Source organism: Flavobacterium sp. LS1R10 (assembly GCF_003968825.1).
In the GTDB taxonomy this organism is placed as follows: Bacteria; Bacteroidota; Bacteroidia; order Flavobacteriales; family Flavobacteriaceae; genus Flavobacterium.
In genome coordinates, this window is record NZ_RYDH01000004.1 from 240,950 (window position 1) to 255,707 (window position 14,758).

Annotated in this window: 15 protein-coding genes and 1 pseudogene; 6 read left to right on the forward strand and 10 right to left on the reverse strand. The window is 33.7% G+C overall.

Annotation, left to right across the window (positions count from 1 at the left end):
• Positions 1 to 40 precede the first annotated feature (40 nt).
• The 4 genes from EKL96_RS09695 to EKL96_RS09705 form a co-directional block, all read right to left on the reverse strand.
• Positions 41 to 229: a hypothetical protein gene (locus EKL96_RS09695; protein WP_126461456.1), complete on the reverse strand. Its 189-nt coding sequence runs from the start codon at positions 227 to 229 to the stop codon at positions 41 to 43.
• Between the two features lie 83 nt (positions 230 to 312).
• On the reverse strand, positions 313 to 486 hold the full coding sequence (locus tag EKL96_RS14210) for a hypothetical protein (RefSeq protein WP_158615225.1): 174 nt from the start codon (positions 484 to 486) through the stop codon (positions 313 to 315).
• Between the two features lie 29 nt (positions 487 to 515).
• Complete coding sequence (locus EKL96_RS09700) at positions 516 to 1,571, reverse strand: hypothetical protein (RefSeq protein ID WP_126461459.1); 1,056 nt, start codon at positions 1,569 to 1,571, stop codon at positions 516 to 518.
• Entirely contained in the window at positions 1,561 to 2,037 is a 477-nt protein-coding gene (locus EKL96_RS09705) for a MauE/DoxX family redox-associated membrane protein (RefSeq protein WP_126461463.1), read from the reverse strand. Before EKL96_RS09705 ends, EKL96_RS09700 begins: the two co-directional genes overlap by 11 nt.
• Positions 2,038 to 2,353: 316 nt before the next feature.
• On the opposite strand from EKL96_RS09705, the pseudogene EKL96_RS09710 reads away from it, so the two are divergent.
• Positions 2,354 to 2,782, forward strand: a pseudogene (locus EKL96_RS09710) (WbqC family protein); the annotation flags it as partial.
• A gap of 16 nt (positions 2,783 to 2,798) precedes the next feature.
• Here the strand turns inward: EKL96_RS09710 and EKL96_RS09715 are convergent.
• From EKL96_RS09715 to EKL96_RS09740, 6 genes are all read right to left on the reverse strand, one after another.
• The gene (locus tag EKL96_RS09715; protein ID WP_126461469.1) at positions 2,799 to 3,845 is read right to left on the reverse strand and encodes an endonuclease/exonuclease/phosphatase family protein; all 1,047 of its coding nucleotides are present in this window, start codon (positions 3,843 to 3,845) and stop codon (positions 2,799 to 2,801) included.
• A 50-nt stretch (positions 3,846 to 3,895) separates the two neighbouring features.
• A complete protein-coding gene (locus tag EKL96_RS09720; RefSeq protein WP_126461472.1) occupies positions 3,896 to 4,765 on the reverse strand; it encodes a rhomboid family protein in 870 nt (289 codons plus the stop codon).
• Positions 4,766 to 4,828: 63 nt separating this feature from the next.
• Positions 4,829 to 5,575 carry a rhomboid family intramembrane serine protease gene (locus tag EKL96_RS09725; protein ID WP_126461475.1) on the reverse strand — a complete coding sequence of 249 codons (747 nt, stop codon included), beginning with the start codon at positions 5,573 to 5,575 and terminating at the stop codon, positions 4,829 to 4,831.
• On the reverse strand, positions 5,572 to 7,413 hold the full coding sequence (gene mutL / locus EKL96_RS09730) for a DNA mismatch repair endonuclease MutL (protein WP_126461478.1): 1,842 nt from the start codon (positions 7,411 to 7,413) through the stop codon (positions 5,572 to 5,574). The genes EKL96_RS09725 and mutL overlap by 4 nt, the downstream gene beginning before the upstream one ends.
• A 212-nt stretch (positions 7,414 to 7,625) precedes the next feature.
• A complete protein-coding gene (gene ribH, locus EKL96_RS09735; RefSeq protein WP_126453629.1) occupies positions 7,626 to 8,198 on the reverse strand; it encodes a 6,7-dimethyl-8-ribityllumazine synthase in 573 nt (190 codons plus the stop codon).
• A gap of 73 nt (positions 8,199 to 8,271) precedes the next feature.
• A complete protein-coding gene (locus EKL96_RS09740) occupies positions 8,272 to 9,045 on the reverse strand; it encodes a tetratricopeptide repeat protein (RefSeq protein ID WP_126461481.1) in 774 nt (257 codons plus the stop codon).
• Positions 9,046 to 9,277: 232 nt separating this feature from the next.
• Here EKL96_RS09740 and recF point away from each other — a divergent pair, with 232 nt between their 5' ends.
• The 5 genes from recF to asnB all read left to right on the forward strand — a co-directional run bounded on the left by recF (position 9,278) and on the right by asnB (position 14,744).
• A complete protein-coding gene (recF, locus tag EKL96_RS09745; protein ID WP_126461484.1) occupies positions 9,278 to 10,357 on the forward strand; it encodes a DNA replication/repair protein RecF in 1,080 nt (359 codons plus the stop codon).
• A 78-nt stretch (positions 10,358 to 10,435) separates the two neighbouring features.
• Positions 10,436 to 11,134 (forward strand): thioredoxin domain-containing protein, encoded by a 699-nt coding sequence (locus EKL96_RS09750; protein WP_126461487.1) that lies wholly within the window; start codon positions 10,436 to 10,438, stop codon positions 11,132 to 11,134.
• Positions 11,135 to 11,140: 6 nt separating this feature from the next.
• Positions 11,141 to 11,812, forward strand: a complete 672-nt coding sequence (locus tag EKL96_RS09755) for a DUF2461 domain-containing protein (protein WP_126461490.1) — start codon at positions 11,141 to 11,143, stop codon at positions 11,810 to 11,812.
• A gap of 5 nt (positions 11,813 to 11,817) precedes the next feature.
• Complete coding sequence (locus EKL96_RS09760; RefSeq protein WP_126461493.1) at positions 11,818 to 12,894, forward strand: glycosyltransferase family 4 protein; 1,077 nt, start codon at positions 11,818 to 11,820, stop codon at positions 12,892 to 12,894.
• A gap of 2 nt (positions 12,895 to 12,896) precedes the next feature.
• The gene (gene asnB / locus EKL96_RS09765; protein WP_126461496.1) at positions 12,897 to 14,744 is read left to right on the forward strand and encodes an asparagine synthase (glutamine-hydrolyzing); all 1,848 of its coding nucleotides are present in this window, start codon (positions 12,897 to 12,899) and stop codon (positions 14,742 to 14,744) included.
• The last annotated feature ends 14 nt before the right edge of the window (positions 14,745 to 14,758 follow it).

Sequence of the window (14,758 nt, forward strand, 5' to 3'; positions counted from 1 at the left end):
CGGGAATTTTTAAGAAAATGTTTAAACTAAGCCCAAATATTTATTCCGATTGCATAGCAGTACAATTTCCTGTTATAGTTGCCCCATCAGGTGTTGTACCACAAGTCCTACTACTGTTATCACATCCATCCATAATAGGTGCAATTTTAGCAGTGGCATCAGTAATGGATCCAAAAGTTGCAATTGTTATTCCGAAAACTGCAAATATAAATTTTAAATAATTTTTCATTTTTTTTTATATTAAAACCTTTCCTAGTAAAAAATCACTAGGAAAGGTTTAATGAATATTTAGTAGTTTAAATGCCTACACCGCTAAGAGTAATTTCCTGTTATATTTTGTCCATCAGGTGTAGTACCACAATTTTTAATACTGTTATCGCAAGAATTATCAATCGGTGCAATTTTAGCAGTAGCATTAGTAATCGTTCCAAAAGTTGCAATTGTTACTCCGAACACTGCAACAACAAATTTCAAATAGTTTTTCATGTTGAAAAATTTTTTAGTTAATAAATAAATCATCTTATATATCTCGAGAATGTAAAGGATGCATAATTAAATTCAAAAACAAGAATAATTTTATCCTTATCGATAAAAACATTCATGATTCTTTTAGAGTTCAAATTATTGTAATTCAATTTATAACTCTGCACATATTGCAATGTATAATAAGAGTACTGGTCTATTATTATCGTATTATTATCATCTGATCTTGCTGAGAACACAAAAATATCACCATCTTTCATAAACATACCTACATTAGTAGCCCAAGTACCTCCTCTACTATAAAAATTATATCCTTTTTGATTAGTCAATATATCTGGTAATGGTACATTATCATTTGTATTTAGTTCTTTGGTAAATAAGCCATTACTATCAAAAAAATAAATTTTAGAATATTTATCACAAGCATAAGCAATTATATTTTTATCATATGTCTTAGTAAAATTACCCGAATAAATCAAACAATTTTTTGTCATTTCGCTTTGATCATTATTTTGAAGAATTTTAGTAGAAAATATTTCATTAGTATCTATATCAATAATATGGAAACCTGTATTATAACTGCTATTTTCAAATGATTCGCCAAAACATAAAAATTTAGTTTTTGAATTAGGAATTACTTTTAACGAAAATGCTTTGAAATTGTTTGAACCAATTTTTTTTGATTTTTTTGTTTCAAAATCATATACAAATAATTGAAACTTAACAATATAAAAAAGCCGATTTTTATCATATAATATGATGCTGCAAAAATTCGGTAATATGGCCGTTTTTGTAACTATTTTTGTAAAAACCAAATCCGAAAAATAAAATTTATATTCAGCTTTTTCAGCATCAATAACCATTTTATCACGTTCTACTAATGAATAATCGGAAGGGATATACATTATGTATTCACTACTATTCATTTTTTCAAACTTTTTATCAAATTTTAGTGGACTCTCAGCTACAAATTTTCTATCAAAAAAATAATCTTTTTTAGTACTTGAATCAAAAATATTAAGGACAATTACACTAAGAATTATAGCAGTAAAAAAAGTAACCACACCTACTAGAAATTTATTTTTCATCATCAATAATATTAAATATGTAAAAAGAATACAAAGAACCAATAGTTAAAACTACATTGATCAATAAGTGATATTGGTATTTAAGACCATTTAATACACCTCCACAACCACAAACTTCATACAATCCTTTGAATCTTAGCAAGGAAATATATAAAGTAAAAATTAACATTGTGAAGCCAAAAATCAAAAGACCTTTCTTTTTACAAAACATTAATATCAAAATTATAAAAACTTCTAAAGCAATAATTACAACAGAAAATACATCTGCTAAATCTTTGCTAAACAAAGTAGTTTTAATTAAATTGTTTTTAAAGGAATCTAATTTCACTAACTTATTTACCGCAGTATAGCAAAAAAAGAAAATTAAAAAAAGATAAATAATTTCTGCAATTACTTTTTGAATTTTATAAACTTTATTTGTCATTATTGAAAAATTCAAAATTAAAGATAAGTTAATGATTTTCACAAACATACAATTTTTCTTCTATATGAGAACTTTTTTAGAGAATTTTTATAAATATATTCTGAAATTAATTTCGTAAAAGAAACAAGAATCAGATAAATAGCTACTATAGAAAAAATTACATAAATGAAAGTAATAAAAAAATATCTGTAGTAATTACTTTACAAGTGTTTTATTTTGCACTATTATTAATAACTTAATGAGAATAGAACAAGTTAAAAAAAAAACACAGTTTTCTAATTATCAACAGATTGTAAATGTTTATATATTTCTTTATTGGATTTTTTAAAATAATATCAAGTTGAAAAATTGAACATAAACAAAAGACATCAGGATAGAAACTGATTTTGACTGGCAGAAACAACATTTCAAATCACTAAAAGCAGCTTATAGAAATTCTCCTTTTTTTGAATATTTTGAAGATGATATTCGGCCCATTTTTGAAAAAAAACAACTATTTTTATTGGATTTAAATTTTGAAATTGTAGCCCTTCTATCCAAATGTTTCCGAATAAAACTGGATTACACTACAACCACGGAATACTTTCACGAGGTTGATACCGAGACAACTACCGACTTAAGAGCTTTGGTCAACGGAAAAAAAGATCTTTCGATATTTGAAAACTACACACAGGTTTTTGATGATAAACATGGTTTTATCAACAATTTGAGTGTTCTGGATTTGCTGTTTAATGAAGGAAAATACGCGATGGATTATTTAAAAAAACAAGAATTGATTATCAAATAAAGCATTTTTCTACTTGCTACTCATAAGACAATCGTGCCATAATAGGAAAATGATCCGAGTTAATAAATCGAGGAAAGTTTTCAAATTTCTTTACTGACATTTTCTCATCGGCAAAAATATAGTCAATTCTGGCCGGGTAATACCTGAATTTATACGTCTCTCCAAAACCGGTTCCGGCTTCTTCAAAACTGTCTTTCATGTTGCCCTTTATGTTACGGTACACGTAAGAAAACGCACTATTATTCATATCTCCGCAAATAATTGTAGGGTAAATACATTTCATTTTGTGTTCCTTAAAAATCTCTGCTTGCTGTTGCTGTTGTTTGAACGCTTTGCTGATTCTGATAAAAAGCATTTGCGATTTTTGTTGATTAATGACCTCAATATTTTCATCAATTTCATCTACATCGGGAGAAATTTTGATAGATTGTAAATGCATGTTATAGACTCTGATAATGTCCTTTCCTTTTTTTATATCAGCAAAAATCACATTATTACTGGAGTTAGGAAACGTTATTTTCCCTTGATTAAGGATTGGAAATTTTGAAAATATTGCTTGTCCTGTTTTAATTTTATCACCATTCATAAAAATATAACGATGTGGATATACCTTTAAATCAATATTACCCGAAGATGAAAATTCCTGAATACACACTATATCTGGATTCTTATCATTTATAAAGTTTAAAATATCTGAGGGCACATCATCTCTATCGATCCACTTAAAAACATTTAGCAAGCGCACATTGTAGCTCATTATAGTAAAATCTTTTTCTTCTTTAATTACTTCCGGTGCTGAAAACTTATAGAATTTATTTATAAAAGTAATGCCAATCAATAATACTAAACCCGATACAATCAACTGTTTTTTGAATTGTATGGCCCAATACATAAAAAACAAGCCGTTTAATATAAAAAAAAGAGGCATAAAAAGTGTCAAAACTGACAAAAAAGGAAACGATTTAGGGGCTAGAAAAGGCAAAACATAGGCAGTAAAAGTCACAAGGGTAAGGACTATGTTCAAAAAAAACATTCCTTTATTAAACCATGAAAGATTTTTCATTTTTTTCTATATTTTATATTTAAACAAAAATGTTAACCACTTTAAAAAGCTTATTTACCTACTTTAAACAAGAACTCTTTCTCTTCTTTAGTCAAACTATCGTAACCGGACTGGCTGATTTTATCTAAAATCTCATCAATCTGTTGCTGTGCTTTATCTTTTTCAATTATTTTTGAAGCCGTTTTTTCAACAGGTTTACGGTAATTTTTGTGTACTTTTTTGAACGGTGTAGTAGGTTTTTTACGAAACAAATTTGTAAAAAAATCTAAACTACGAGATACAACTGTACTTAAATCCGTTCCATTTTGAAGCAATTTAATAAAAATAAAACCAAAAAGAGCTCCGGAAAGGTGAGAAATATGTCCACCCATATTTTCGGAACGCAGCTGCATCAAATCAATAATAATAATTACAGCGGTTATATGCCATAATTTGACATTTCCAATAATCAAAAGCTGTACGCTCATCAACGGATAATAAGTTGTAACAGCTACTAAAATACCCATGATAGCAGCTGAAGCCCCTACCATTGGTGCATTGATATTTAAAACATAAAACACCAGAATATAACAAATCCCCGCAAAAATGGCACTCAGAAGATACAAGCCCAACAACTGTTTGGAGGTAAAAAACGTCATAAACAATCTGCCTGAAAAATTCAAAACAATCATATTAAAAACAATATGCATGATGCCGCTGTGAAAAAAAGCATACGAAAGCAACGACCATGGTTTCCAGAGCAAATCCAACGGATTAGACGACAAACTCACATATTGAACATGATCAATATGGACACTCAACACGGATAAAAGTGCAAAAAACAACCACGGAAGCACAAACAAAGCGACATTCCAAAAGAGTAGCTGAGTCACTATTCCTCCCATTTTGTATTGTAATTTCAGGTCGTCGATAATATTCATAAGTTAATTGGGATTTAAGAGCTGCTGTTTAGGTTATATACTACTTTAAAAGCTGTTAGACTTTTAATTCCAACGGTTCTTATTGAACTGATTTTTCTTCCAGTACCACGTAATAATAAAACCAAATAAGGCGCCACCAACGTGGGCAAAATGGGCAATTCCGCCACCACCAAAAATTGATTTTCCTGAAATACCCAGGTACAAATCGATTAACACTAAACCCGGAACAAAATACTTTGCTTTTATGGGTACAGGAATAAACATCAAAGACAACTCAGCATTAGGAAACATAAAGGCAAAGGCTACTATCGTTCCATAAATAGCGCCAGAGGCTCCCACTGCAGTACCTACATAGGCACTTGTGAAATTCTGAAAATCAGAAACCGCTAAGATCTCCTGCCATCTGGTATCAATCTTACCTTCGTTCAAAATTTGCAAAATTTCTTGTTTAGAAAAACCATTAGCCATTAGCGTATTCAATCCGTCTTGAAAATAGTAATAATTGACTCCGGTATGCAACAACGCTGCACCTAATCCGCAGGAAACATAGAAAAATAAGAATTTCTTACTTCCCCACATTTGCTCTAAAGCAGATCCAAAAGAATATAACGCAAACATATTGAAAAAAATATGCATAAAACCGCCATGCATAAACATGTGCGTCACCGGTTGCCACAATTGAAAACTTGGGTTTTCCGGAAAATACAATGCTAATATTTTATAGGCGGGCTCTTTTATAATCAGTGTCCCTACAAAAAACAATACATTGATAATAATTAATTGTTTTACGGTTTCAGTAACGTTTCTCATAATGCAAATTTTTTATCTAAATCTTCCACACGCATGGTGATGAAAGTGGGTTTATAGAATGGGGAAACATTTGGGTCTTTACAGGCAAAAAGTCCGTTGACCAAATTTTCCTGTTCTTTTTCTGTCAGGTGTGTTCCTGTTTTCACGGCTAAACTTTTGGCCATCGATTTGGCAATCGTATCGTTCTGGCTGAAACTGCTTTCTGGTATTCCGTCCTGCAAATCACTTAATAATTGTTCTAAAACCAGTGAAACTTCACTCTCCGTTACATTTACCGGTATTCCTGAAATAACAATATGATCGGTATTATTTTCTTCAAAAACAAATCCGGTATTCATTAATGATAATTGTAATTCCCCGATAAGCTCCATTTCGCTTGACGAATAAAATAGGTTCAAAGGAAATAATAACTGCTGACTTGAGGCTTGATTAACCGTCATATTGACCAAAAACTGTTCATACAAAACACGTTGGTGCGCCCGCTGCTGATCGACAATTACCATTCCGGATTTGATGGAGGAAACAATATATTTTTTATGTATTTGATACGTTTTATGAACAGAATGCTCCACTTCTTCGTCATTAAATAAAGACGAGGTAACTTCTTCATTTTCGAAAGTCAAATGCCCTATTTCATCCGTATCCTGTTTTAAGCCTACGTATAAACTTTCCCAATTAGCGGTTGGTTCTGGTTTTCTATAACTGGAAAATTGCTTACTGGGTTTTTCTTCAGAAAACGGATTGAAGTTGCCATCTACCTGAATCGTCGGTGTAGCACCTTCTAAATCTTTGTAATGATACGGCGTATCTAAATTTGAATCGCGATCAAAATCTAATACTGGAGCCACATTAAACTGGCCCAAACTATGCTTTATTGAAGATCGTAAAATAGCATATAAAGCATGTTCGTCATCAAACTTAATTTCCGTTTTAGTGGGATGAATATTGATATCAATAGTGTTGGGTGGCACTGACAAATATAAAAAATAACTGGGCTGCGCACCGTCTTTCAAGATTCCGTCATAGGCAGCCATAACCGCATGATGCAAATAACCGCTTTTTATAAAACGGTCATTGACAAAGAAAAATTGTTCTCCACGATTTTTTTTGGCAAATTCTGGTTTGCTTACAAATCCTTGAATTGTTACAATTTCAGTTTCTTCCTGAACCGGAACTAATTTTTCATTGGTTTTACCTGAAAAAATATTCACAATTCGTTGTCGTAAAGTTGATGGAGGCAAGTTGAACATTTCACTGCCGTTGTGATAAAATGTAAAATGTATTTTTGGATGAGCCAAAGCCACACGCTGAAACTCATCCACTACATGGCGGTATTCTACGGTGTCCGACTTTAAGAAATTCCGTCGTGCTGGAATATTAAAAAACAAGTTTTTCACGGCAAATGAAGTTCCTTTAGGCAAAACAGCTACCTCTTGAGATACGAATTTACTGCCTTCAACAATAATATGGGTTCCAAGTTCTTCCTGATCTTGTTTGGTTTTCATTTCCACATGGGCAATTGCCGCAATAGATGCTAATGCTTCGCCACGAAACCCTTTGGTATGCAGTGAAAATAAATCTTCGGCATGACGGATTTTGGAGGTAGCATGGCGCTCAAAACACAAACGCGCATCAGTAACACTCATCCCTAAACCATTGTCAATGACTTGAACCAATGCTTTTCCGGCATCTTTAATAATTAGTTTGATATCCGTTGCTCTGGCATCTACCGCGTTTTCGAGCAATTCTTTGACTACCGAAGCGGGTCTTTGAACGACTTCGCCAGCAGCAATTTGATTGGCAACATGATCCGGAAGTAATTGAATTATACTCGACATTAAAAAAATTAGGTTTAAAGTTTATCCCTTTGACTGTACTTCGACTTCGCTCAGTATAGACTTCTCCGGGCGACAATAGTTTATTATAAAACCAAGAAGCACAAATTTAATGAATTTCTACGGGGAATGGTAGCGTATTTAATCATAAATAAAACAAAAAACCTATACTATATATGCAATAGTATAGGTTAAAGAATTATAAATTTTTATTCTTATTCTTTTAATTCCAATGGCAAATTTTCAATTTGCAAAGCACCGGAAGACAGTAACTGTTGGTTATCGAACTGATGATTCAAGGATGCCTGCTGGCGGATATAAGCCATTTTTATAGCAGCAATAGCTGCTTCAGTCCCTTTATTTCCATGAATTCCTCCGCTTCTATCAATTGATTGTTGCATGGTATTATCTGTCAAAACACAAAAGATAACCGGAACATCCGTTTGAACATTCAAATCTTTTATTCCCTGCGTAACGCCTTCACACACAAAATCAAAATGTTTGGTTTGTCCTTGGATGACGCACCCTATAACAATAACAGCATCCACATTTTGAGTTTGCAACATTTTTTTGGCTCCATAGACAAGTTCAAAACTCCCTGGAACATTCCACCGTATGATTTGTCCGGAAGGAACTTCATTTTCTAATAATGTCTTGAATGCCCCATCAAAAAGCCCTTCGGTGATGGTGTCATTCCATTCTGCAACTACAATTCCGAAACGAAATTTTTTCGCGTCTGGAACCATATTTTTGTCATACTCGGATAAATTTTTATTTTCGGTAGCCATCTTATTTAGTTTTCAGTCACAGTCGCAGTATGCAGTTTCTGGAAACTAAAAACTGTGACTATTAACTTTTATATTATTGTGCCAATCCTATTAAAACGTCAACTGAAGCAGCTTCTGGAGCGCCCTCATAATTTTCTTTGATGTCAGTAAAATATTTCAATGCCTCTTCTTTATTTCCTAGAGCCAAAGCTGTTTTTCCGGCCTTCAATAAGAAACGTGGTGTTGTAAAATCATTTTTATTAGATCCTGCCGCTTTTACATAATTCTCTAACGCTTCTTTTGGTTGATTTTTTTGAGAATAAGCATCTCCAATTGCTCCTTTTGCCAACGCACTTAAAACAATATCATCCGATTTAAATTTACCTAAATAATCAATCGCTTCAGTATATTTTCCGGTATTCAAATAGGCAATTCCCGCATAATAATTAGCTAAATTTCCAGCATCAGTTCCAGAATATTCATCTGCAATTTTCAGGAATCCAAATTTACCTTCTGAACCATCCAAAGACAGCTTATATAAGGAGTCACTTGCCACTCCATCAGTTGCTTTTTGAAAATTTTGTTGTGCCACGAACATTTCATTAGCGGCTTCCTCTTGTTGTGGCGCAGCAATAAATCTTTGGTAGGCTAAATATCCAATAGTAAATAGGGTAGCAGCGGCAACTAATCCAATAATAATTTTTTGGTTTTTAGCTACCCAATCCTCCGTTATTGTAGCGGTTTGATCTAATTTAGAAAATACTTCTGCTGTTGTACTGTCCTTATCATCAATTACTACTGCTTCAACGCCGTCTTTTGTTTCTTTTTCTTTTGGTGCTTTATATCCTCTTTTATTGTAAGTAGCCATTTAAATTTAATTTAGTGAGTCGCAAAAATAAAATTTTTATTCAAACCCACACAAAAAATATGCTTTTATATTTAAAAAAAATATCTTATCAGATTCTTTGTTTCCAAAGACAAAATAATTCTCATAGAAAAAACAGAAAAGACGGTTTTATCGATATTTTTCAATAATTTGCACCCACTTTGAAAAGTCTGTTCAAAAACAGCAAAGTTCTCAATACCAGCAAGCCTTACCCATGTATTTAAAAAAAATTTCACTGTTCAATTATAAGAATTTTTCTGAAGCTAATTTTGATTTTGACTCTAAAATAAATTGCTTTGTAGGTAAAAACGGTATTGGCAAAACAAATGTGCTCGATGCAATCTACCATTTATCGTACGGAAAAAGCTATTTTAATCCATTGGCGGTACAAAACATCAAACATGGAGCCGAATTTTTCGTTATAGATGCTGCATTTGAAAAAAACGAAAGAACGGAACAAATTGTCTGCAGCCTTAAAAAAGGACAGAAAAAAATATTGAAACGCAACGGCAAAGCCTACGACAAATTCTCAGATCATATTGGGTTTATTCCTTTAGTGATTATTTCTCCGGCCGATAGAGATTTGATTGTGGAAGGCAGCGAAACCCGACGGAAATTCATGGACAGTGTGATTTCGCAACTGGACTCCCACTATTTACAGCAACTTATTCAATACCAGAAAGTAATGAGTCAGCGCAATGCTTTGTTGAAATATTTTGCGTTAAATCATGTTTTCGATACTGACACGCTCTCCATATATAATGAACAACTCAATGGTTTTGGAAACTATATTTTCGAAAAAAGAAAAGCATTTATAGAACAATTCATTCCTATTTTCAATACCCATCATCAAGCTATAACGGGTTCACAGGAAACCGTGCAACTCGTTTACGAAAGCCATTTATTCGAAAAAGACTTGTTGACCCTTTTACAGGAAAATATCAATAAAGACCGAGCGTTACATTATACGAGTGTAGGAATCCATAAAGACGATTTAGCCTTTGAAATTGACCAACATCCAATAAAGAAATTTGGCTCGCAAGGCCAACAAAAATCGTATTTGATCGCTTTAAAATTAGCGCAATTTGAGTTTTTAAAAAAACAAAGCGGTGTAAAACCAATTCTGTTATTTGATGATATTTTTGATAAATTAGACGAAAGTCGCGTGGCCAAAATAATCGAAATGGTCAACAGCGATACTTTTGGTCAACTTTTCATTTCAGATACCCATCCGGAACGTACGGAAGTTATTCTAAAATTGACCCATCAGAGCTATAAAATTTTCAACTTATAACTTTTATTTAGTACTTTATAAGGCCTGAAAATTGAAAAAACACCTAATTTAGCGTATTCAATTATAAATCAAATTACAATGAAATTCAGTTCAATATTCGTATTAATCATATCTTTTGCTTTTTTATCTTGTAATGGACAAGCATCAAAAGAAAGTCAAACTATCGATGCAAAAGCTTTTAGCGAAAAAATTGCGGCAACACCAAATCCACAAATTCTGGATGTACGAACGCCTGCGGAATTTTCGTCAGATCATATCGATAAAGCCGTAAATGTAGATTGGCTCGGAGACAGCTTTGTTGCAGGCACCGAAAAACTAGACAAAACAAAACCTGTTTTCGTGTACTGCAAAAGCGGCGGAAGAAGTCAAAGTGCCGTTGAAAAACTGGAAGAACTTGGCTTTACAAATGTTTACCAATTACAAGGCGGAATATTAAAATGGGACGCTGCAGGACTGTCTAAACCAAGCAACAAAATCACTGGAATGACTTTGCAGGACTACAATAAATCAGTAGACTCTGATAAAAAAATATTGGTTAGTTTTTATGCAGAATGGTGTGCGCCATGCAAAAAAATGACGCCCTACATCACAAAAATGCAAACTGAACTAGCAGATAGCGTAACCATCATACGATTGGATGCCGACAAAAACAAAACCTTAATGACCGAAATGAAAATCAGTGAACTTCCTACTCTATTATTGTATGAAAAAGCAGCAGTAAAATGGAGAAAATCCGGTTTCATTAGCGAAGAAGAATTAAGAAAACAAATACAATAGTACAAGATGCTTTCAAAAGAAACACTGCAATTTCTTGATGATTTAAAAGCCAATAACAACCGGGATTGGTTTCTGGAAAACAAAAAACGCTACGAAAGGTTCAAGAAAGACTACCAACAACTAGTTGGGGATTTACTGGACGCCATGAAACCTCTGGATCCATCGTTGGAAATGCTGGAAATTAAAAATTGTACGTTCAGAATCAATCGCGACATTCGGTTTTCTAAGGACAAAACGCCTTACAAATCGCATTTGGGAATCTGGCTTTCGTCTGGTGCCAAAGGGCTGAATCGTTCCGGCTATTACATTCATCTGGAAAAAGGCGCGAGTTTTATTGCCGGCGGATTGTACTGCCCGGAATCCCATGACTTAAAAAAAATGCGCAAAGAAATAGCATTTTTTCATGAGGATCTGGAAGCTATTCTTGAGAAGAAAGATTTCAAAAAAGAATTTAACGACTTTGATCGTAATGAAAAAAATACCCTGAAAAACCCGCCACGAGGGTACGAAAAAGAACATCCGGCTATTGAATTATTAAAACTAAAGAGTTTTGAGTCTTCACAGAAAATTGATTTTTCGGCAGCTGCCAAAAAAGATTTTGTTGCCGTAATGAGTCAAAAACTGATTGTGCTAAAACCATTGAACGATTTCATCAATCGAGCCTTAACTTCCGAGTAATTCAAATGATATCGACAAAAAAGAGAAGGATACTTTTTTTGGGGGAATCCTACAGAGCCGATGCCATCACCTGGATGAATGGACTCAAGGAATTTGGTGATTTCGAAATTATAACATGGGAATTAAAAACGCCTAGCGATAGTTTTAAGAACCGAATACTACGGATTTTCGAATTTGAACTTGCTGTTTTAAAAATCAGAAAAATAATCCAACTGCAAAAACCGGATATGGTAATCGCGGAACGAACCACCAGTTATGGTTTTCTTGCTGCATTGTCCGGAGTAAAACCAGTTGCAATCGCACAACAAGGCGGAACAGATTTGTGGCCGGAAAAATCTATTTCACTTCCATTAAAAAAAATAATTCAGCATTACGCTTTCAAAAAAGCCGATTTAATTCACGCTTGGGGACCCGTGATGATTTCATCTATGCTGGAGGCTAAAGTTGACATGAGTAAAGTTTTGGTATTACCAAAGGGAATTGATTTGGTACAATTTGGCAATCAAAACACTGCCAATCCTGAAAAAATTTGCGCTATCGTCACCCGCTCTTTGATGCCTGAATACTGCCATGCTATTATTTTAAAAGCGTTTGCTGTTTTAAACCAAAAAGGGATAGATTTCGTCCTTACCATTGTAGGAGACGGAACACAACTTTTTAAATTAAAAGAGTTAGCAAAAAAGTTAAACATTGAAAATAAAGTCAATTTTACCGGAAGAATTCTGAATACGGAATTGCCAAAGCTATTGCAAGAATCAAACATTTACATCAGTATGCCCGTAACGGAAGGCGTTTCGGCATCCTTATTTGAAGCAATGGCAACAAATTGTTATCCAATTGTAAGTGCTATTTCCGGAAATAAAAGCTGGATTAAACACCGCAAAAACGGGCAATTAGTCCCCGTAGATGATTACAATAAACTTGCCGAAGAATTAATTTGGGCATTTGAAAACGATAAATACCGAAACGAAGCTGTTTTTATGAATAGAAAAATTGTTGAAAAAAATGCTGATTATAGTATTAACATGAAGATTATTGCCCATAAATACCACGAATTAATCAACCAAAATCAATCCAATTAATTATGTGTGGAATTAATGGAATCTTGCATTTACAATCTCAGAAAAAAGTAAACGAACGCGTTCTTACTAATATGCGGGATTCTCTGAAACATCGCGGCCCGGATGACAAAGGATTATTTATAGCAAACAATATTGGTTTTGGACACCGAAGACTTTCAATCTTGGATGTTTCAGTAGCCGGACACCAGCCTTTCCTATCCGAAGACGGAAGATATGTGCTCATTTATAATGGCGAAATTTATAACTACAAAGAATTTTATCCAGAGTTAAAAAGTAATGGATTTGATATCAGAACGACCTCAGACACGGAGGTTTTGATGAAATTATTTCAATTGTACGGTTTAAAAATGCTCCACCGCCTAAATGGTATGTTTGCTTTTGCTGTTTGGGATACATTAGAAAAAAAGCTGACTCTTGTTCGAGACAGAATGGGCGTTAAACCGCTATATTATTCTTTTTATAACGAAACATTTTATTTTGCATCGGAACAAAAAGCACTTTTCACGGCTGGAGTTCCGCTTAAAATGGCGCAAGACGGACTGGAAGAATATGTTTTTAACCGATTTGTAGCTGGAGAAAACACGCTGTACCTAAACGTAAAAAAGGTGTTGCCTGGCAATAGCCTAATTATTGAAGAAGGCGGAAAAACCATTATGGAAAACTGGTGGAATCTAAAAAAGGAAATTCAAAACCACCCTGAAATAAAAAATCCGGTCGAATGGTTTCGGGAAACCTTTGATGATTCAGTTAAAATGCGCATGGTAAGTGACGTGCCTGTAGGTGTTTTATTGAGTGGTGGACTGGATTCCTCCTCTGTTTTAGCCTCGTTACACCATCAAAAATATAAAGACATTCAGACGTTCAATATGGGTTTCAAAGAAAAGGAACACAATGAAGCGCATTTAGCAAAAATGATGGCCGAGAAGTTCAATTATGGATTTCACACCATGCAATTAGAAGATGAGAATCTTTATGATCAGTTAATACGTTCCACTTATTTTCAGGATGAACCCATCATGCATTTAAGCGAACCACATATTTTAGCAGTGTCTCAAATGGCAAAACCTGCCGTAAAAGTATTGCTTTCCGGCGAAGGTGCTGATGAGTTAATGGGGGGTTATGTACGCTACAAAGCTTTGAAATATCCGTCTTTGTTAAATTCAATTGCAACCATCAGCAACATCGAATTATTTTCTAAAAAACCGAGGTATGAAAAGCTGCGTCGTTATGCTCAAATTAGTAAAAAATCTGATTTGGTTATTTACAATGGCTCTACTATTTATCCAAATGATATTGCGGAAACTTTTGGTATTAATACCCCTCCTGAAAACGAATACCGAAAACAAATTTACAAAGAAGCGAAATCTTTGTATCCTGACAACTTACGGAGACAAGCCCTTTATTTTGACCAACACACCTATTTATGCTCACTACTGGACAGGAACGATCGCTGTACAATGGGCGCATCCATTGAGTGTAGAGAACCATTTTTGGACCCAAGATTAATTATTGGTCTAGGATCATTGGATGACAAGTGGCTCTTCTCAGGAAAAAAATGGAAATTCATTCTAAAAAAAGCAATGGAAGAACGTTTACCAAATGAAATTCTGAATTTCAGAAAAGTAGGTTTGAGTGCGCCTTGGGGCGATTATATCACAAAGAGTCACGCCTTTAAAGATGAACTAGAGTCTTTTGCAAAAAGTGATCTGTTTCAAATCCCTTATTTTGAACATATTCACATCCAGAAACTGATAATGAATTTACAAAAAGGCGACACCAGAATGACGCCGTACATAATGCCGTTGTTTATGATGCATATCTGGATGAAAACGTATGCAACTAAATTTTAATCCTTACTTTTGGT